At 73.5% G+C, this 17,838-nt stretch carries 14 protein-coding genes and 2 pseudogenes; 8 read left to right on the forward strand and 8 right to left on the reverse strand.

The features are described from left to right. Both PUR71_RS24445 and PUR71_RS24450 read left to right on the forward strand, forming a co-directional pair. Positions 1 to 140, forward strand: a pseudogene (locus PUR71_RS24445) (ABC transporter ATP-binding protein); the annotation flags it as partial. 59 nt (positions 141 to 199) lie between these two features. Further along, positions 200 to 2,758: an ABC transporter permease gene (locus tag PUR71_RS24450; RefSeq protein ID WP_329929243.1), complete on the forward strand. Its 2,559-nt coding sequence runs from the start codon at positions 200 to 202 to the stop codon at positions 2,756 to 2,758. Positions 2,759 to 2,879: 121 nt separating this feature from the next. On the opposite strand, the gene efeU is transcribed toward PUR71_RS24450, so the two are convergent. The 4 genes from efeU to PUR71_RS24470 all read right to left on the reverse strand — a co-directional run bounded on the left by efeU (position 2,880) and on the right by PUR71_RS24470 (position 7,331). Then, a complete protein-coding gene (gene efeU, locus PUR71_RS24455; protein ID WP_329929244.1) occupies positions 2,880 to 3,707 on the reverse strand; it encodes an iron uptake transporter permease EfeU in 828 nt (275 codons plus the stop codon). Positions 3,708 to 3,743: 36 nt separating this feature from the next. After that, complete coding sequence (gene efeB / locus PUR71_RS24460; RefSeq protein ID WP_443077550.1) at positions 3,744 to 5,060, reverse strand: iron uptake transporter deferrochelatase/peroxidase subunit; 1,317 nt, start codon at positions 5,058 to 5,060, stop codon at positions 3,744 to 3,746. Positions 5,061 to 5,194: 134 nt separating this feature from the next. Then, positions 5,195 to 6,343, reverse strand: coding sequence for an iron uptake system protein EfeO (gene efeO / locus PUR71_RS24465; RefSeq protein WP_329929245.1), 1,149 nt, complete (start codon positions 6,341 to 6,343; stop codon positions 5,195 to 5,197). Between the two features lie 103 nt (positions 6,344 to 6,446). Further along, on the reverse strand, positions 6,447 to 7,331 hold the full coding sequence (locus tag PUR71_RS24470; protein WP_329929246.1) for an ABC transporter ATP-binding protein: 885 nt from the start codon (positions 7,329 to 7,331) through the stop codon (positions 6,447 to 6,449). A 298-nt stretch (positions 7,332 to 7,629) separates the two neighbouring features. On the opposite strand from PUR71_RS24470, the gene PUR71_RS24475 reads away from it, so the two are divergent. Continuing rightward, complete coding sequence (locus PUR71_RS24475) at positions 7,630 to 9,231, forward strand: M4 family metallopeptidase (protein WP_329929247.1); 1,602 nt, start codon at positions 7,630 to 7,632, stop codon at positions 9,229 to 9,231. Positions 9,232 to 9,249: 18 nt separating this feature from the next. Here the strand turns inward: PUR71_RS24475 and PUR71_RS24480 are convergent, their stop codons facing one another. The 4 genes and pseudogenes from PUR71_RS24480 to PUR71_RS24495 all read right to left on the reverse strand — a co-directional run bounded on the left by PUR71_RS24480 (position 9,250) and on the right by PUR71_RS24495 (position 13,537). Continuing rightward, the gene (locus PUR71_RS24480) at positions 9,250 to 10,263 is read right to left on the reverse strand and encodes a hypothetical protein (RefSeq protein ID WP_329929248.1); all 1,014 of its coding nucleotides are present in this window, start codon (positions 10,261 to 10,263) and stop codon (positions 9,250 to 9,252) included. Between the two features lie 42 nt (positions 10,264 to 10,305). Continuing rightward, positions 10,306 to 10,758: pseudogene (locus PUR71_RS24485) on the reverse strand (NAD(P)-dependent oxidoreductase); the annotation flags it as partial. Between the two features lie 36 nt (positions 10,759 to 10,794). Continuing rightward, positions 10,795 to 12,282 carry a glycerophosphodiester phosphodiesterase gene (locus PUR71_RS24490; protein WP_329929249.1) on the reverse strand — a complete coding sequence of 496 codons (1,488 nt, stop codon included), beginning with the start codon at positions 12,280 to 12,282 and terminating at the stop codon, positions 10,795 to 10,797. Between the two features lie 268 nt (positions 12,283 to 12,550). Continuing rightward, positions 12,551 to 13,537: an ArsR/SmtB family transcription factor gene (locus tag PUR71_RS24495; RefSeq protein ID WP_329929652.1), complete on the reverse strand. Its 987-nt coding sequence runs from the start codon at positions 13,535 to 13,537 to the stop codon at positions 12,551 to 12,553. Between the two features lie 92 nt (positions 13,538 to 13,629). On the opposite strand from PUR71_RS24495, the gene PUR71_RS24500 reads away from it, so the two are divergent. The 5 genes from PUR71_RS24500 to PUR71_RS24520 all read left to right on the forward strand — a co-directional run bounded on the left by PUR71_RS24500 (position 13,630) and on the right by PUR71_RS24520 (position 17,817). Further along, positions 13,630 to 14,553, forward strand: a complete 924-nt coding sequence (locus PUR71_RS24500; RefSeq protein WP_329929250.1) for an oxidoreductase — start codon at positions 13,630 to 13,632, stop codon at positions 14,551 to 14,553. Positions 14,554 to 14,707: 154 nt separating this feature from the next. Continuing rightward, on the forward strand, positions 14,708 to 15,325 hold the full coding sequence (locus PUR71_RS24505) for a histidine phosphatase family protein (protein ID WP_329929251.1): 618 nt from the start codon (positions 14,708 to 14,710) through the stop codon (positions 15,323 to 15,325). 59 nt (positions 15,326 to 15,384) lie between these two features. Beyond that, complete coding sequence (locus PUR71_RS24510; protein WP_329929252.1) at positions 15,385 to 15,963, forward strand: TetR/AcrR family transcriptional regulator; 579 nt, start codon at positions 15,385 to 15,387, stop codon at positions 15,961 to 15,963. A gap of 80 nt (positions 15,964 to 16,043) precedes the next feature. Continuing rightward, positions 16,044 to 17,114 (forward strand): SDR family oxidoreductase, encoded by a 1,071-nt coding sequence (locus PUR71_RS24515; RefSeq protein ID WP_329929253.1) that lies wholly within the window; start codon positions 16,044 to 16,046, stop codon positions 17,112 to 17,114. Positions 17,115 to 17,151: 37 nt separating this feature from the next. After that, positions 17,152 to 17,817 carry an HD domain-containing protein gene (locus PUR71_RS24520; RefSeq protein ID WP_329929254.1) on the forward strand — a complete coding sequence of 222 codons (666 nt, stop codon included), beginning with the start codon at positions 17,152 to 17,154 and terminating at the stop codon, positions 17,815 to 17,817. The last annotated feature ends 21 nt before the right edge of the window (positions 17,818 to 17,838 follow it).

A 17,838-nucleotide genomic window follows, 5' to 3' on the forward strand; every position in this document is an offset into this window, starting at 1 on the left:
ACGACCCCGTCGCCGCCTCCTACGCCGACCGCGTCGTCTTCCTCGCCGACGGCCGCATCGTCGACGAACTCCCCAACCCCACCGCCGACACCGTCCTGGACCGCATGCGCCGCTTCGACGCCAAGGGCCGCACCAGCTGACGCCGCACGAACACCGCAGCGCCGACGCTCCCTAGACCCACCAGGACTGACTCTCCCCCATGTACCGCACCGCACTGCGCAACGTGCTGGCCCACAAGGCCCGCCTGCTGATGACGGTCCTCGCCGTCATGCTGGGCACCGCCTTCGTCGCCGGCACGCTCGTCTTCACCGACACCCTCGGCGGCGCCCTCAGGTCGCAGAACGCCAAGAGCTACACCGACATCGCCGTCACCGTCTCCGACCGGGGCGCCGTCGGCCGCGGCTACGACCACGGCGGCAAGGCCGCCACGGGCGCGCCGCTGACCGAGGAGACCCGCAAGGCCGTCGCGGCGCTGCCCGGCACCGCCGACGCCCGCGGCGTCGTCAGCGGCTTCGCCGGCATCGCCGACAAGAAGGGCGCGCTGATCGGCGACGGCTTCTCGACGACCGGCACCAACTTCGTGCCCGGCGCCGACGGCACCGACCCGCGCTACCCGCTGGTCGAGGGCCGCGGCCCGAAGGACGCCACCGAGATCGCCCTCGACGCCAAGACCGCCGGCAAGGGCGGCTACAAGGTCGGCGACACCGTCCGGGTGGCCGTCAACGGCCCGGTCATGGAGCTGAAGCTCACCGGCACCCTGCGCACCAACGACCCGCGCGTCGTCTCCGGCGGCTCGCTCGCCGCGTTCGACACCGCCACCGCCCAGCAGCTCTACCTGAGTCCGGGCCACTTCGCCTCGCTCGACGTCAAGGCCAAGCCGGGCACGGACGACGCCGCGCTGCTCACCGCCGTCCAGCGGGCCCTGCCGCAGGGTGGCGACTTCGAGGCCAAGACGGGCCGCGAACTCGCCGACGAGCAGGACAAGATGATCGCCGCCGGCACCAAGGGCATGAGCAAGGCGCTGCTGGTCTTCGCCGGCATCTCCCTCTTCGTCGGCATCTTCATCATCGCCAACACCTTCACCATGCTGATCGCCCAGCGCACCAGGGAGCTCGCGCTGCTGCGCGCCATCGGCGCCGGCCGCTGGCAGGTCACCCGGTCCGTGCTGGTCGAGGCGTTCCTGGTCGGCCTGACGGCCTCGGTGGCCGGCCTGGCCGCCGGCGTGGGCATCGCGGCCGGGCTGCGCTCGCTGCTCAACGGCCCGCTGGAGGCCAACCTGCCGGACGGCCCGCTGGTCGTCGCGCCGGGCACGGTGGTCGCCGCGATCGTCGTCGGCGTGCTGGTGACGGTCCTCTCGGCCCTGCTGCCCGCGATCCGCGCGGCGCGGATCGCCCCGATGGCGGCGATGAGCTCGGTCGAGCAGCCGGCCACCCAGAAGAGCCTGCTGCTCCGCAACGTGATCGGCCTGGTCTTCACGGCCATCGGCGCGGCCACCCTGGCCATGGGCGCCGTCGGCAAGACGGTCGGCCTCGTCGCCCTCGGCGCGGCCGTGCTGATGATCGGCGTCTTCGTCCTCACCCCGCTGCTGGCCAAGCCGCTGATCGCCCTGTTCGCCCCGCTGCTGCGCGCGGTGTACGGCACTCCGGGCCGGCTGGCCCGCGAGAACGCGGTCCGCAACCCGCGCCGCACCGCCGCGACCGCCTCGGCGCTCACCATCGGCGTCATGCTGATCACCTCGCTGACCGTGGTCGGCGCCTCGGTGAACAAGGCCGTGGACGACGCCACCGCGAGCGACTCCAAGGCCGACTACACCGTCGCCATGGCCAACTACTCGATGCTCTCCCCCGAGGTCGTCCCGCAGATCGCCAAGGCGCCCGGCGTCACCGCGGCCAGCGGCGTGCGGGGCGTCCCGGTGGAGACCGGCGGGGACGACAGCGAGTGGCTGACGGCGGTCGACGCGAACGCCATCGACACGATGGTCACCATCACGATGAAGGACGGCTCCGCGGACGCCCTCAAGCAGGGCAAGCTACTGGTGAGCGGGGGCCGCTCGTCGGTCTCCCACTACAAGGTCGGCGACGTCCTGAACGTCACCTACCCCGACGGCACCAAGGCCGCGCTGACCGTCGGCGGCGTCATGGAGGCCAACTCCGTACTGGCCGGCGTCGTCGCCCCGGAGGCCGTCGTCGTCCCGCACGCCCAGCCGGGCACCGGCCCCGACAAGGTCCTCGTCAAGGGCGCCGACGGCGCGGACGAGAAGCTCAAGCAGGCCGTGCGCGACGCGACCGGCGGCAACCCGCTGATCGAGGTCAAGGGCGAGAAGGACATCAAGAAGGAGAACCGTCGCATGATCACGGACCTCCTGAGCGTCCTGTACGGCCTGCTCGGCATGGCCGTCGTCATCGCCGTGCTCGGTGTGGTCAACACCATGGCGATGTCGGTCTTCGAGCGCCGCCGGGAGATCGGCATGCTGCGGGCGATCGGCCTCGACCGGCGCGGCGTCGGCCGGATGATCCGCCTGGAGTCCCTGGTGATCGCGCTGTTCGGCGGCGTGGTCGGGGTGGGCCTGGGGATCGTCGTCGCCTGGGCGGGCCTCAAGACGCTCGGCGACACGTTCAAGGGCATGTCGACCGTGGTGCCGCCGCTGCAGGTGCTCGGCTTCCTGGTCGCGGCCGCCCTGATCGGTCTCCTGGCCGCCCTCTGGCCGGCCCGCCGGGCGGCCCGGACGGACATCCTGGGCGCGATCAAGAGCGAGTAGTCGCACGGCGCCCCCGGCGGAGGGCCCCCGCACGCCTCCCGCGTGCGGGGGCCCTCCGCCGTGAACCGGCCCCGCACGGCGGCTGATCGCCGTGCGGGGCCGGTCGAGGAGGACGGGCGGGTCAGGCGCTGACGGGCTTGCGCGTCGCCCTGCCCCCGAACAGGCCGAAGAACACGGCCAGCGTCGGGACGAGGTAGCCCAGCCACACCACCAGCTGGAGGACCGTCGGGTCCGGCTGGAAGTTGAACACGCCCTTCAGCAGCGTGCCGTACCAGCTGTCCTTCGGGATCGTCTCGCTGATGTCGAAGGCCAGGGTGTGCAGGCCCGGCAGCCAGCCGGCCTCCTGGAGGTCGTGCACGCCGTACGCGAGCACGCCGGCCGCGACGACGACCAGCATCGCGCCGGTCCAGGTGAAGAACTTCGCCAGGTTGATCCGCAGCGCGCCGCGGTAGAACAGCCAGCCGAGCACGACGGCGGTCAGCAGGCCGAGCGCGGCGCCGGCCAGCGGGTTCCACCCGTCGTCGGTGGCCTGCACGGCCGACCAGATGAACAGCGCCGTCTCCAGGCCCTCGCGGCCGACCGCGAGGAAGGCCGTGACGACGAGCGCCGTGGTGCCCATCGCGATCGCCGCGTCCAGCTTGCCGTGCAGCTCGGTCTTCAGGTGCCGGGCGGTGCGCCGCATCCAGAACACCATCCAGGTCACCAGGCCGACCGAGATGATCGACAGGCTGCCGCCGAGCGCCTCCTGGGCCTCGAAGGTGAGCTGCGAGGAGCCGAACTGGAGCACCGCGCCGAACGCCATGCTGAGCACGACCGCCGAGCCGACGCCGAGCCACACCGGCGGGAGCTTGTCCCGGCGGTCGGTCTTGACCAGGTAGGCGATCAGGATGCAGACGACCAGGCTGGCCTCGAGGCCTTCGCGCAGGCCGATCAGGTAGTTGCCGAACACGGCTGACTCCTCGGGGTGGTGGAAGGGCGGGCGGGATCAGCCGAACAGGGCCTGGCCCCACCACTCCCCCGGCTTGCGGACTCCCGCCGGGCAGGCGAAGTGCGCGGAACCGACGTGCTGGATGTACTCGTTGAGCTTGTCGCTCGCCGCGAGCCGCTGCTGGAGCGGCACGAACGCCTTGCGGGTGTCGCGCTGGTAGGCGAGGAAGAACAGGCCGGCGTCCAGACGGCCGAGTCCGTCGGTGCCGTCGGTGAAGGAGAAGCCGCGGCGCAGGATCATCAGCCCGCCGTTGGCGTCCGGGTGGGCCAGCGCGACGTGCGAGTCGGCCGGCATCGCCTTGAGGTCCGGGTCGTCGTGCTCCCGGGCCTTGCCGTAGGGGGCGCCCTCGCCCTTGGTGCGGCCGAAGACGTCCTCCTGCTCCTTGAGCGAGGTGCGGTCCCACGTCTCGATGTGCATCCGGATCCGCCGGGCGACCAGGTAGGAGCCGCCGGTCATCCAGTCCGGGCCGTCGCCCGGGGCGGCCCACACGTGGTCGGCCAGGCGGGCGGTGTCGGTGCCCGCGATGTTGTGGGTGCCGTCCTTGAAGCCCAGGAGGTTGCGCGGGGTCTGCTGGTCCGGCGTGGTGGACGAGGTCTTGCCGAAGCCGAGCTGCGACCAGCGGATGCTCACCGTCCCCATCCCGATCCGGGCCAGGTTGCGGATCGCGTGCACGGCGACCTGCGGGTCGTCGGCGCAGGCCTGGACGCAGATGTCGCCGCCGCTGCGCAGCGGGTCGAGCTTGTCGCCCTTGAAGTTCGGCAGCTCGATCAGGGCCTCGGGGCGCCTGCCCTTGAGGCCGAAGCGGTCCACCGGCTGTCCGTCCGGGCCGGGCTTCTCGAAGAGGCTCGGGCCGAAGCCGATCGTCAGCGTCAGCCGGGAGGCGGGCAGGCCGAGGGCCTCGCCGGTGTCGTCCGGCGGCGCCTCGGGCAGGCCGTCGGCCGCGCCGGTGCCGACCTCGCGGCCACCGGTCATGGCGGCGGCGGCCTTCGTCCACTCCTTGAGCAGCTTGACCAGCGACTCGCGGGTGGCCTTCTCCGAGACGTCGAACGCGGCGAAGTGCAGCCGGTCCTGGACGGGCGTGGCGATGCCGGCCTGGTGGTCGCCGTAGAACGGCACCTCGGCGCCCGGGGCCGCGGCGGGCGCCGGGTCCGGGTCGTCCTGCCGGGTGGCCGCGGCGACCGAGCCGACGGCGGCGGCGCCGAGCGCGACGCCCGCCCCGGCCCAGCCGATGACGGCGCGGCGGCTGACCGCGCTGCGGGGGGTGGTGTCGGCGGCGGCCGACTCCGTGCGGTCCATCGGCTTCTCGGCGTCCATCGGCGGGCGGGCCCTTCTCTGTGCTGCTGGGTCCACGGCCGCCGGGACGGCCGGAGGGGCCGCCACGGCACCCGTGGGGTGTGGTGAATGCGGGCCGGGGGCCGGGCAGTCGCTCGACGGCCCGGCGCGGCCGGCTACTTGACGACGACGGCGGCGGCCAGCTTCGACAGCGGCTCGCCCAGCGAGTTGACGGCGTCGGAGAAGGTCTTGCGCTCGGCCTCGGTGACCACGGCGTAGGACGTGAAGGTGCCGTCGGCCTGCTTGTACGTGGCGAGCAGGGCCTGGATCGAGGCGAACTCGGAGTCCAGGGTCTTCGCGAGGTCGGGGTTCTTCTCGGCGGCGACGGGCTTCAGCAGCTCGTACGCCTTCTGTGCGCCCTCGACGTTGGCGTTGAAGTCCGCCAGGTCGGTGTGGCTGTAGCGGTCCTCCTCGCCGGTGATCTTGTTGGTGGCGACCTCGTCCAGCAGCTCCTTGGCGCCGTTGGCCATGCTGGTCGCGGTGATCTCCGCCTCGGGGATCTTCTTCTGCCAGTCCTTCAGGTCGCCCACGAGCCGGTCGGCGAGCTGCTTCTCGTCGTCGCCGATCCTCCCGTCCGCCCAGAGCGACTTCTCCAGGCGGTGCCAGCCGGTCCACGGCGTGCCGGCCTCGACCTTGTCCTCGCGGGTGTCGGTCTTCGGGTCGACGTCGCCGAAGCTCTCCGCGACCGGCTCGGTGCGCTCCCAGCCGGTGCGCGACGGGGCGTAGAGGGACTTCGCCTTCTCCACGTCGCCCGCCTTGATCGCGGCGGCGAAGGCCTCGACGGCCGGGATGGTGGCGTCGGCCTGCTCCTGGGCGTACGCGCGGTAGGCGTCGACGGCGGCGGCCAGGCGCGGGTCCGCGGAGGCGGTGGCGGCGCCCTCGCCGGTCACGGTGATCTTCTGCCGGATGCCGTCGCCGACCATGCCGGGCTTGCAGGCGATCTCGTACGAGCCGGCCTTGATCTCGGCGTTGACGGTGGCCTTGGTGCCGGGGCCGATGTTCTCGCGCTCGGTGACGATCTTGTCGCCCTCGGCGTAGACGTAGACCTCGGTGGTCTTCGAGCCCTTGTTGCTGATGTCCAGGACGACGTGGCCGGCCGGGAAGGAGGTCTTCGAGACCTCGCAGGCGGAGTCGGTGGCGTTGATCTTCACCGCGTCGGCGCCGCCGGCCTTGTCGTCCTTCTTGTCCGCGCAGCCGGCCAGCGTCGCGGTCGCGACGGCGAGGGTGAGCAGCGCGGCTGCGGTCGTACGACGGCGGGCGGGCATGACGGCTCCAACGGAAAAGGGCATGGGGGTGCCAAGGCGTGGGAGAGCGCCGACCGGGTCGGCGCCTCCTGATTAGCTAAGGCATACCTTACGTAAGATTTCCTTACCGGCGACACCCACCCCCTGGATCCCCGCCCCCGGCCTTCTGGCGCTCGCCCCCCGGGGTGCGGCGGGCCGCGGCGCGGGCGGTCCAGCGGCCCTCGTGCCGGGTGATCCGGATCGGGTGGCCGAAGGTCGCGCTGACCGGTTCGGTCGTCATCACCTCGTCGACCGGCCCGGCCGCCACGCACTCGCCATCCCGCAGCAGGAGCGCGTGGCTCGTCGTCTCCGGCAGCTCCTCCAGGTGGTGGGTGACCAGCACGCTGGCGAGGTCGGGGTGCTGGTGGCGCAGCAGGTCGAGGCTGTCGAGCAGCAACTCCCGGGCGGTCAGGTCGAGCCCGGTGGCCGGTTCGTCCAGCAGGAGCAGGCGGGGGCTCGGCATCAGCGCGCGGGCGATCAGGGCCCGGCCGCGCTCGCCCTGGGAGAGCGTCGTCCACGGGGCCTCGGCCATGGCCGTCATGCCGAGGGTGTCGATCAGCAGCTCCGCGCGCTCGACCGCCTCGGGGGCGGGCTTGCGGTGCCACTCCGGCTCGATGGTGTTGGCGTACCCGGTGAGCACCACCTCCCGCACGGTCAGCGGCGAGCGCAGCGGGTGGCGCGGGTTGACGTGCCCGAGGTGGGCGCGCAGCTCGCGGACGTCGACCCGCCCGAGCCGGCGGCCGAGCACGTCCACCTCGCCCCGGGTGGGGTGGGAGACCGCCCCGAGGAGGGCGAGCAGCGTGGACTTCCCGGCGCCGTTGGGGCCGAGCAGCGCCCAGTGCTCGCCGGGCCGGATGGTCAGGGAGATCCCGCGCAGGAGGTGGCGGCCGTCGCGGACGACGTCCACGTCCCTGGTGCGCAGCAGCGGCGCGTCGGGGGCGGGATCCGGGACGGGGACGGACGGTGTCATGCGTGCACGGTACAACCGTCCCGGACGGACCGTCACGAGCCGTTCACATGCTGGATCTTCACCACTGGTCAGTCAGGTGACCGGATCCGGTCGATGTTGATTTGTGCAGGACACGAATTGGCAAAGATATGACCATTCCTCTGGCTCTCCATGACCGCTCACCGTCAATCTCAGTCGCAGCTGTTCGCGGGCCGCACTTCGCCCGTGCTTTACCGCACGTTTCCCCAAAACGCGCGGTGCTTGCCACGCGCGTTCCCAGTCACGCGCGTCTCCCTGCCACCACCCCACTGGAGTCAGAGTGAGCCCCACGTCCCCCTCGGCGTCCCGTCGTGCCCGCATAGCCGGTGCCACCGCCGTCATCGCCGCCCTCGTCGCCGTGACCGTCCCCGCCGGCACCGCCTCCGCCGCCCCCGCCGGACGCGACGCCGCGGTCGCCCAGGCCCGCGCCAACGTGGCCCGCAACGGCGGGGTGTTCGGCTTCGCCGACGGCCAGGACCTCGTGCTCAAGGACGTCGTCCTGGACGCCGACGGCTCGTCGCACGTCCGTTTCGACCGCACCTACCAGGGCCTGCCCGTCGTCGGCGGCGACCTCGTCGTCCACCAGGACGCCCGCGGCCGCCTCAAGGACTCCACCCGCGCCGCCGCCCACGACCCGGCCGTGGCCTCCACCTCCCCCGCCGTGGCCCCGCAGACCACCGCCGGCAAGGCGATCGCCTCCGCCCCGGGCGTCCACGACGCCGTCAGCACGCCCGAACTGGTCGTCTGGGCCGCCGACGGCACGCCCCGCCTCGCCTGGCGCACCACCGTCGCCGGCACCGGCGAGCACGGTCAGCCCGCGGGACGGGTCGTCGTCACCGACGCCACCACCGGCGAGGAGATCGAGGCCTACGACAAGGAGCACCAGGCCTCCGGCACCGGCCACTCCGAGTACACCGGCGACGTTACCGTCGACACCACCCCGGCCGCCGGCGGCGGCTACACGCTCACCGACCCCGTGCGCGGCCACGTCACCAAGGACGCCGGCAACGCCTCCGCCGACACCATCACCGCGGCCTCCGGCACGCCGTTCACCAGCAGCACCAACGTGTGGGGCGACGGCAGGAAGTTCTCCTCCGACCGCTCCACCGCCGCCGTCGACGCCCACGCCAACACCGCCTGGACGTACGACTACTTCAAGAAGACCTTCGGCCGCAACGGCATCAAGAACGACGGCAAGGGCGCCACCGTCCTCGTCCACGTCGGCACCGACTGGGACAACGCCCAGTGGTCCGACGACTGCTTCTGCATGATGACCGGCGACGGCAACGGCAGTACCGACCCCGAGCAGGTCGACCTCGACACCATGGGCCACGAGATGACCCACGGCGTCACCAGCGCCACCGCCGACCTCCGCTACAGCGGCGAGTCCGGCGGCCTCAACGAGTCCACCAGCGACATCTTCGGCACGATGGTCGAGTGGTTCGCCAACAACAAGACCGACACCCCCGACTACCTGTTCAGCGACCAGTCGACCCCGCCGTGGCTGCGCCGCTTCGACAAGCCCTCGCTCGACGGCAAGTCGGCGGACTGCTGGAGCGCCACCGTCGGCAAGCTCAACGTCCACTACTCCTCGGGCGTCGGCAACCACTGGTTCTACCTGGCCAGTGAGGGCAGCGGCAGCAAGACCATCAACGGCGTCACCTACAACAGCCCGACCTGCAACGGCTCCAAGGTGACCGGCGTCGGCAACCAGAAGATCGCCAGGATCTGGTACCGCGCGCTGACCGTCTACATGACCTCCACCACCAACTACAAGGGCGCGCGCACCGCCTCGCTCAACGCCGCGAGCGACCTGTACGGGCTCAACAGCGCCGAGTACAAGGCCGTCGCGGCGGCGTGGAGCGCGGTCAAGGTCAACTGACGCCACCGCGTCACCGGTTCAGCTCGTGAACCCGACGTGGACGTGGTCGTGGTGGGTGTCGTCGGTGAAGAACTGGCCGCCGGCGCCCGGGATCGCGATCGGCCCGCCCACGTTGTACGAACCGGCGGCGGCCGCGGCCCGCATGAAGGACTCGATCAGCTGCCGCGGCGTCGCCGGGTCCACCACCGCGTGCCCGTCGATCCGCCAGACGTCGAAGGCCCGGCCCGGCGGATGGTCGCTGGGCCGGGTCGTCCCGAAGACGTCCAGCGGGTGGCCGGTGCGCACGACGCTCACCGACAGGGCGTGGCCGTCGGCCAGGGCCAGCATCGCGTTCATCACGCTGTCATGGACGCTGCCGCTGCGCAGGTCCGCGAGCGCCCCCGGCGGCAGCTCGATCCGGGGCTGCGCCAGCACCTTCGCCAGCGCCGCGGGCGGCGGCTCGGCGGGCGGGCCGGGCGCCCCGGGGTGCAGCTCGGTGACGGTCCAGCGCGGCGCGGCACGGCTCAGGCGGACGTCCACCGTGACGCCGCCCTCCGCGACCGAGCCGTCCGGTTGCCGGGTCCACTGGCGGCAGACGACGAGCACGCTCGCCGAGTCCGCCAGGATCCCGCCGTACTGGGCGTCGATCACCTCCAGGCTCGCCTCCGGCGCGGCGGGGGCGAGCGGCCCGGCCGCGTCCGCGAGGGCGGGCGGCAGCCCGAGCGCCGCCACCCGGGCCCGCGCCGCCTCCGCGCCCTGCCCGCCGGGCGGCCACGCGCCGAGCGCGGCGACCAGCTCGACGGCGCGGCGCTTGACGTCGGGCTGCACCTCGCCGGGGCCGGGCTGCCAGAGCGGGGGGCCGGGGAGTGGGGTCGAGGTCGGGCTCGTCGTGGGAGTCGTCGTGGAGGTCGGGCTCGCACCCGTCGAACTCGGCGTGGCCACTGGCTGCTTGCCGCCGCTCCCGCACCCGGCGGCGCCGAGCAGCAGCGCCGCCGCGCCCGCCCGCAGCACCCCGCGCCGGCCCGTCGGCCGCGTGTCGTCCTGGCTCGTCACGCGCCCAGTATGCGGCGGACCGGGCCCGATCCCGTGGAGCGTTCAGCCGAGCCGGCGGATCGGGTCGCCCGCGAGGAAGGCCGCGATGTCCTCGATCGCCTCGCCGTGGTAGCGACGGTAGTTGTCCCGCCTCACGTACCCGAGGTGCGGGGTGGCCCGCAGCCGGGGCACCGTCCGCATCGGGTGGCCGGCGGGCAGCGGCTCGACGTCGAAGACGTCCACGGCGGCGCCGGCGATCCGGCCCTCGGTGAGCGCGGAGACCAGCGCGTCCTGGTCGACGACCGCCGCCCGGGAGGTGTTCACCAGGTACGCGGCCGGCTTCATCAGGCCCAGTTCGGCGTCGCCGATCAGCCCGCGGGTACCGTCGTTCAGATCGACGTGGACGGAGACGAAGTCGCTCTCGCGCAGCAGCTCCTCCTTGCTCACCGCCCGCCGCACACCCGCCTGCGCCGCGCGCTCGTCCGTCAGGTTCCGGCTCCAGGCGACGACGTCCACGGGTCCTCGGATGTCGGCCACCTCATGCCCCGCAGACTACCGACCGGCCGCGGCCTGGAGCCGGGCCGCGTTCCAGCCGGCCAGCTCCGCCGCGCGATCGGTGATGATGCCGTCCGCCCCGGCCTCCTCCAGTGCCTTCCAGCGGGCCGGCGCGTCGACCGTCCAGACGTTCACGGCGACGCCGGCGGCGTGCAGGTCCCCGATCACGCCGGGGCGCGGGGCGAGGGCGTCGTCCGACGGGTTGTAGGACGTGAGCCCGAGGTCGCGCGCGGTGGCGACGGGGTCGGGGTCGAGCTCGGAGCGCAGCAGGCCGCGGGGCAGCTCGGGCGCGAGCTCGCGGGCGTAGCGCAGGGCGTCCACCTGGAAGCTCTGCACGAAGACCCGGTCGGTCATGCCGTGGTCGCGGACCTCCTTGACGATCCGGGCGACCTCGTCGCGGGTGTGCGGCCCCTTGATCTCCAGCAGGAGGTTGCCGCCGCGGGTGCGCAGGTCCTCCAGCTGCGCGGCGAGCGTCGGCAGCCGGGTGCCCGCGTAGGCCGGGGCGAACCAGGAGCCGGCGTCGAGCGCGTCCAGCTGGGCGGCCGTCAGGTCGCGGACGCGGCCGGTGCCGTTCGTCGTGCGGTCCACGGTGTCGTCGTGCAGGACGTACGGGACGCCGTCCTTGCTCGGCTGCACGTCGTTCTCGATCCACTGGGCACCGGCCCGGCGGGCGACCTCGTCCGCGACGAGCGTGTTCTCGGGCGCCGCCGACGAGCCGCCGCGGTGCGCGAACACCGTCACCGGCGTCCCGGCCGGGCGGATCCACGCGTTCGGCGCGAGCGCCGTCACCTTCACGGCCGCGAACGACACCCGCGCGCCGTTCACGAGCAGCGCCTGGCCGCCGTCCGCGCTGCGGACGAGCCGGGTCGTGCGCAGCGCCTCGCGGCCGTCGAAGACCCAGCGGGCGGTGGTGCCGTGGACCTCGACGGCGATCCGCACGTCCCGGCCGGTGGCGGCGGCGGACGGCGCGGCGGCGCTGTCGGTGACGTGCCACGTGTTGCCGGTGGTGCGCTGGGCGAACTCGAGTCCGTTGCCGGCCGTGCTGCCGGAGCGGAGGGTGGCGATCGACCACGGCGTCGTCCCGGCGGCGGGGACGTCCAGGCCGAGGGCCGTCCAGCGGGTGGCGTCCTGGACGGTCTCGAAGCGGACGGTGGCCTCCAGCCGGAAGTCGTCCAGGTGCCGGCCGAAGGTGATCCGGCTCTGCCGCGCCCCGTCGGCGGAGTCGCCGACCAGTCGGCCGTTCTCCACGCGCCAGTCGCCCTCCACGGGGTTCCACCCGGAGGGGAGGCCGGGGCCGGCGAAGGTCTCGTCGATGACGACGTCACCGAGGCTTCTCGTGCCTCTCGTCGTGCTGCTCGTCGGCGCGGCCGGGGCGGCCGGCGCGGTCAGGGCGATGGTCGCGAGTCCCAGGGCCGCCGCGACCAGCGCCGCGACGAGACCGGTCCGTCGGCGGCGGGCGGAGGCGACGAGCTGACGTGGTGTCATGTACAGCACGCTACGCGCGGCCGGCGAATGCACCCCGAAGAAACGGGGAACCTGCCGTGACGATTGGGCCTTTCGTAGGTTCCTCGCAGGCTTTCCGCCCGGCGCCTGCCGGCGGAGAGCGACCGCCCCGCCCCCCGGGACGTCGCCCTCGACGGCCCGCGCGCGTGGGGGCACGACAGCGTCGGCGTCGAAACGAGGAGGACCGCGGGCGGCGGATGCGGCTCACCGTCGATCCGCCGTTCCGATCCGCCTCCGTCGAGCGGCACCCTCACGTCAGTGGCGCCAGTACCGCCTCCGCCGAGGCCGTGCGGGCGTACAGCACCGAGCGGCCGGCGCGGTGGGCGCTCACCAGGTGGGCGGCGCGGAGGGCGGTCAGGTACTGCGAGACGGCCGCGGGCGACAGGCCCGTACGGCGGGCGAGCTCGGTGGTCGACGCCGGGGCGTCCAGCTCGACGAGCAGCAGCGCGCGGGAGCGGCCGAGGACGGCGGCGAGGGCCGCGTTCGGCGTGGCGGGCCGGGCGGTCCACAGGCTGCCGATGCCGCGCGCCGGGTACGCGAGCTGTGGCGGGTCCGGCGGCGCGACCCGCATCAGGGGGCCGGGCCCGGTGAAGGCGGACGGGAGCAGCAGGAGGCCCGCGCCCGACGTCCGCCGGTCCAGGGGCTTCGGGCGGCGCTCCAGCCGGAGCGTGTCCTGCGCCCAACGGACCTCGGCGTGCAGGTCGTTGAGCACGCGCGCCGCGCCGTGCTCGGCCACCTGCCGGGCGCGGTGCAGGACGTCCGCGTCCAGGGTGGCGCGGATGCGCGCCCAGTACGGCGCGAGCGCGACCTCCCAGTACGCCTCGAACGCCTCCGCGAGCCGCGCGAGGCCGGCCGGCGGGTCCGCGTGCAGTGCGCGCAGCCGGGGGCCGAGGCCGGCGCCGTACTCCCGCAACCGGTCGAGGTCGCGCCGGACGCGCTCGGCGGGCGTGGCCCGGATCGCGGCCAGCTCCTGCGCGAGCGTGGGCGCCGGGCCGGCCGGGGCCGGGTTGACGAAGTCCGGCACGTACCCCGCGGGCGGCACGATCTCGGTGAGCCAGCCGCGCAACGGCCCGACGGCGGCCAGCCGGGGCCGCACCTGCTCGACCCACGGGCGGTGCACCGGGTGGGCCCGGCCGGACGCGAGCAGCCGGAGGCTCGGCCCGAGCTCCCACATCGGCGAGACGGCGAACCGCATGCTCGCCAGGTCCCCCACCGTGAACGACAGTTCCGTCTCCACGGCCACGCGCATTCCCCCGTACCCCACCGATTGGATTCGCACATTCGCGAATCATTGGCGGCCAGGGTAGCCCGGATTCGATCATGTCGGACATGACTCCCGCCACCTCGGTGACCACCGTGCACGCCTCCGCCTCCGGCACCTGGACCCTCGGCGACCGCGCCGTCCACCGGATCGGCTTCGGCGCCATGCGCCTCCCCCAGACCGGTCCCGCCCTCACCCCGCGCGCCGTCCCGCGCGACCGCGACCAGGCCGTCGCCGTCCTGCGACGCGCCGTCGAACTCGGCGTCAACCACATCGACACCGCCGCCTTCTACTTCTCCCCGCTGCGCTCCGCCAACGAGCTCATCAGCCACGCCCTCGCGCCCTACCCCGACGACCTCGTGATCGCCACCAAGGTCGGCCCCGCCCGCGCCCCCGACGGCACGTGGGCCGAACACGCCCGCACCCCCGAGGCCCTGCGCGCCCAGGTGGAGGAGAACCTCCGCCAGCTCGGCCGTGACCACCTCGACCTGGTCAACCTGCGCATCGTCGGCACCGACTCCATCGCCGAACGCTTCGGCGCCCTCGCCGAGTTGCGCCGGGCCGGCCTCATCCGCCACCTCGGCCTCTCCAACATCCGCCCGCAGCACCTGGCCGAGGCCCGGGCGATCGCCCCCGTCGTGTGCGTCCAGAACCCGTACGGCATCGGCGCCTCCCCCGAACAGGACGAGGTGCTGCGCCTGTGCACCGAACTGGGCATCGCGTTCGTCCCCTTCTACGCCATCGCCGGCAGCGGCCGCGAACGCGGCACCGGCGCGAGCGGCGCCGAGCTGCCCGAGGTGGCAGCCGTGGCGGAGGCCCACGGCGCGAGCACGGCCCAGGTCCGCCTGGCCTGGACCCTCCACCGCGCCCCCAACGTCCTGGCCATCCCCGGCACGGGCGGCCTCACCCACCTCACCGAGAACATCGCCGCCGCCACCCTGCCCCTGACCCCCGCCGACCTCACCACCCTGAACACCGCCCACCAGGACTGACACAGCACCGGAAGTCGGCCCGTCGACTTCCTGCGCACGCCCACGGCTCAACGCCCCATGGGGTCGCCGGCTTCCTGGTGTCCGGGGAACCGGATGGCTCGGGTGTGGCGTCGGGGTGGGGGAGCTGATCACCGTCCTCCCCAGGAGTCCTCGTATGGCCGGAAGCGCTGTCCGTTACCTCTACCTCGTCCGGCACGGGGAGGCGTTGGCGGACGAGAGTGGGCTCTCGGAAGTCGGACGGCGTCAGGCCGGGCTGCTCGGGCGTCGGTTGGCGGGGCGGCCGATCTCTGTTGTGCACCACGGACCGCTCGCCCGGGCCGCGCAGACGGCGGGGTTGATCGCCGAGCACCTGCCTGCGGCCACCGTCCACGTCTCCGACGCGGCGGGTGACTACGTTCCGTACGTCCCCGAGCGGGCGGAGTTGCCCGCCGGCAGTGCGGACCACTTCCTCGACTTCCTCTCCCGTTCCGAGCCCCACGAGTCGGGGCCGGAGCTGGCGCGGCAGGCCGTGGCCGCGTTCACCGGGCCCGTGGCCGGGGACGAGGAGCGGCACGAACTCGTCGTCACGCACAACTTCCTCATCGGCTGGCTCGTGCGCCACGCTCTCGACGCGCCGCCGTGGCGTTGGCTCGGGCTCAACCACGCCAATGCCTCGCTCACCGTCATCCGCTACGCGCCCGGTCGGCCGCCCTCCCCGCTGCTGGTCAACGACCTCGGCCACCTGCCCGAGGAGCTTCGCTGGACCGGGTTCCCGGGCGGGTACGGGGTGTAGGCCCCGCAGCCCGCACCCTCCCGTTGGCAGAATATGTAGACCGGTCTATTCTCTCCTCCATGGGAGCCAAGGGTGAGGAAACCCGTGCCCGGCTGATCGCCGGCGCGCGGGCGCTGATCGAGGCACAGGGGTACTTCGGCAGCGGCGTCAACCAGATCGTCGCCGAGAGCGGGGCGCCGCGCGGGTCGCTGTACTTCCACTTCCCCGAGGGCAAGGATCAGTTGGTCGCCGCCGCCCTCACCCAGGCCGGCCGGGAGGTCGAGGACCTGCTCAGGTCGCTCGCCGCCGAGGGCGTCGACGCCGCCGCGCTCACCCGACGCCTGACCGAGGTCTTCGCCGACCGCCTGGAGCGCTCCGGCTACGCCAAGGGCTGCCCGATCGCCACCGTCGCACTGGAGGTCGCGGGCACCAACGAGCCGCTGCGCGCCGTCTGTTCGGCGGTGTACGAGAGCTGGCAGCGGCTCCTCGCCGAGCGGCTGGCAGCCGGCGGGTTCAGCCCCGACGAGGCCTGGACCGCCGCCGGGCAGGCACTCGCCCTGATGGAGGGCGCGGTGCTGCTCGCGTCGGTCCGGCGCAGCCGCGAACCCCTCGACCACGCCCAGCACGCCGTACTGCACCTCATCGGCGCCAAGGGCTGACAGCGCGCGCTTCGCCGTCCAGGGCTTCCGCGCGCCCAAAAAATATACAGACCGGTCTACAGAGAACGGAACACCACGCCATGCCACTCCCCACCACCCTCGTCCTCGGCGCCACCGGCTTCATCGGGCGCTGGCTGGCCCTCGAACTCCTCACCCAAGGCGAACCCGTCGCCGTCGCCGTCCGCGGTGGCGCCGGCGGCCGGCGCGACACGGCCCTCCGCTCGTGGCTGCGCGCCCACGGCGCCGACGACACCGCCCTCACCACCGCCCTCACCACCGTCGCCACCGACCTGACCCACCCCGGCATCGGACTCGGCCCCGAGGACGACGCCCGCCTCGCCGAGGTCCGCGACGTCCACAACCTCGCCGCCCGCTACGAGTTCGGCCTCACCCGCGCCGAGGCCCACCCCGCCAACGTCGACGGCGCCCTGCACGCGCTCCGGTGGTCCGCCACCCGCCCCCGCCTGCGCCGCCACGTCCACCTCTCCGGCTACCGCGTCGGCCGCGACCCCCGGCCCCGCTACCCGTTCCCACCCCGCGAGACCGCCGCCCTCTACTCCCGGCTCGGCGCCTACGAAGCCTCGAAGCACCTCGGCGACGCAGCAGTGCGCGTGACGGCCGACCGACTCGGCGTCCCCCTCACGACCGTCAACCCGAGCAGCGTCATCGGGCACTCGGCCACCGGCGAGGCCGGCCAGTACCTCGGGCTCGCCCACGTCGTCCGGCAGCTCCACCGCGGCCGCCTCCCCCTGCTCCCCGGGACGCGGCGGACCTTCGTCCCGGTGGTCACGGTCGACCACCTGGCTCGCTTCCTCTCGGCCGTCCCCGCCCACGACCGCGCACCCGCCTCGTCCCACACCGTCCTGGATCCCGAGACCCCGGCCCTCCCGGACCTCATCGCCCTCCTCGCCACCCACCTCGGCGTCCGCCCACCACGCGGCTTCATCCCCGTCCCCGTCGTCCGCCTTCTCCCCCGGGCGCTCACCGGCGCGGACCCGGAGACCCTCACCTTTCTCTCCGAGGACCGCTACGACACCGCGTCCGCCGACGAGTTGGCCGCCACCATCGGCCTCACCCACCCGCCCGTCGAGGCCGCCATCCGCACCTGGGCCGCCCGCCTGGTCGCGGACGGCTTCGGAACCGCCGAATAGCGCGCCCGCGAGGCGAACGACCGAGTACGGTCGCTTGGTGAGCGCCGACCAGAGCGAACTGGCCCTGCCTGCAACGGATCTCGCGCAGGCCGCGCTGCGCCGCGCGAGGACCCTGCTCCCGGTGGCGATCTTCAACCACAGCCTGCGCACCTACCTCTACGGACGGCTCCTCGGCGAGCACTGCGGCCTGCGGCCGGACCGCGACTACGACGACGAACTGCTGTTCCTGGGCTGCGTCCTGCACGACAGCGGCCTCAGCGACGAGGGCGACGGCGACCAGCGGTTCGAACTGGACGGCGCCGACCTGGCCGTCCGCTTCCTGGCGGACCAGGGCGTGCCACCGGACCGGACGGACGTCGTGTGGGACGCGGTCGCGCTCCACACGGACCGGGAGATCGCCCAACGGAAGCGACCGGAGATCGCACTGGTCGCACTCGGCGCGGGCTTCGACCTGGGCGGCGGACCTGCCGCCCTCCCGGACGGCTACGCGGACCACGTCCACCGGACGCTGCCCCGGCTGCGCGCGGCGGCGGTCCTCCACGACAGCATCGTCGGCCAGGCCCTGAAGAAGCCGCACAAGGCGCCACCTTTCACGATGGCGGGCGAGCTCGTGCGCCAGGCGACAGGAGGAACCTGGCCGGCATGGGAGCAGCTTGCGCGATCGTCGGGCTGGAACGACTACGACGAACCCACCTCTGCGTAGGAGGAAGTCGGCGGGCCCGAC

The organism is Streptomyces sp. SP17BM10 (assembly GCF_036322405.1).
Classification (GTDB): Bacteria; Actinomycetota; Actinomycetes; order Streptomycetales; family Streptomycetaceae; genus Kitasatospora.

Excerpts from the sequence above, each read along its gene's own strand:
- PUR71_RS24450 (WP_329929243.1), top strand. The coding sequence starts at position 200 with ATGTACCGCACCGCACTGCGCAACGTGCTGGCCCACAAGGCCCGCCTG.
- efeB (WP_443077550.1), bottom strand. The coding sequence starts at position 5,060 with ATGGACGCCGAGAAGCCGATGGACCGCACGGAGTCGGCCGCCGCCGAC.
- efeO (WP_329929245.1), bottom strand. The coding sequence starts at position 6,343 with ATGCCCGCCCGCCGTCGTACGACCGCAGCCGCGCTGCTCACCCTCGCC.
- PUR71_RS24470 (WP_329929246.1), bottom strand. The coding sequence starts at position 7,331 with ATGACACCGTCCGTCCCCGTCCCGGATCCCGCCCCCGACGCGCCGCTG.
- PUR71_RS24490 (WP_329929249.1), bottom strand. The coding sequence starts at position 12,282 with ATGACACCACGTCAGCTCGTCGCCTCCGCCCGCCGCCGACGGACCGGT.
- PUR71_RS24500 (WP_329929250.1), top strand. The coding sequence starts at position 13,630 with ATGACTCCCGCCACCTCGGTGACCACCGTGCACGCCTCCGCCTCCGGC.
- PUR71_RS24505 (WP_329929251.1), top strand. The coding sequence starts at position 14,708 with ATGGCCGGAAGCGCTGTCCGTTACCTCTACCTCGTCCGGCACGGGGAG.
- PUR71_RS24510 (WP_329929252.1), top strand. The coding sequence starts at position 15,385 with ATGGGAGCCAAGGGTGAGGAAACCCGTGCCCGGCTGATCGCCGGCGCG.
- PUR71_RS24515 (WP_329929253.1), top strand. The coding sequence starts at position 16,044 with ATGCCACTCCCCACCACCCTCGTCCTCGGCGCCACCGGCTTCATCGGG.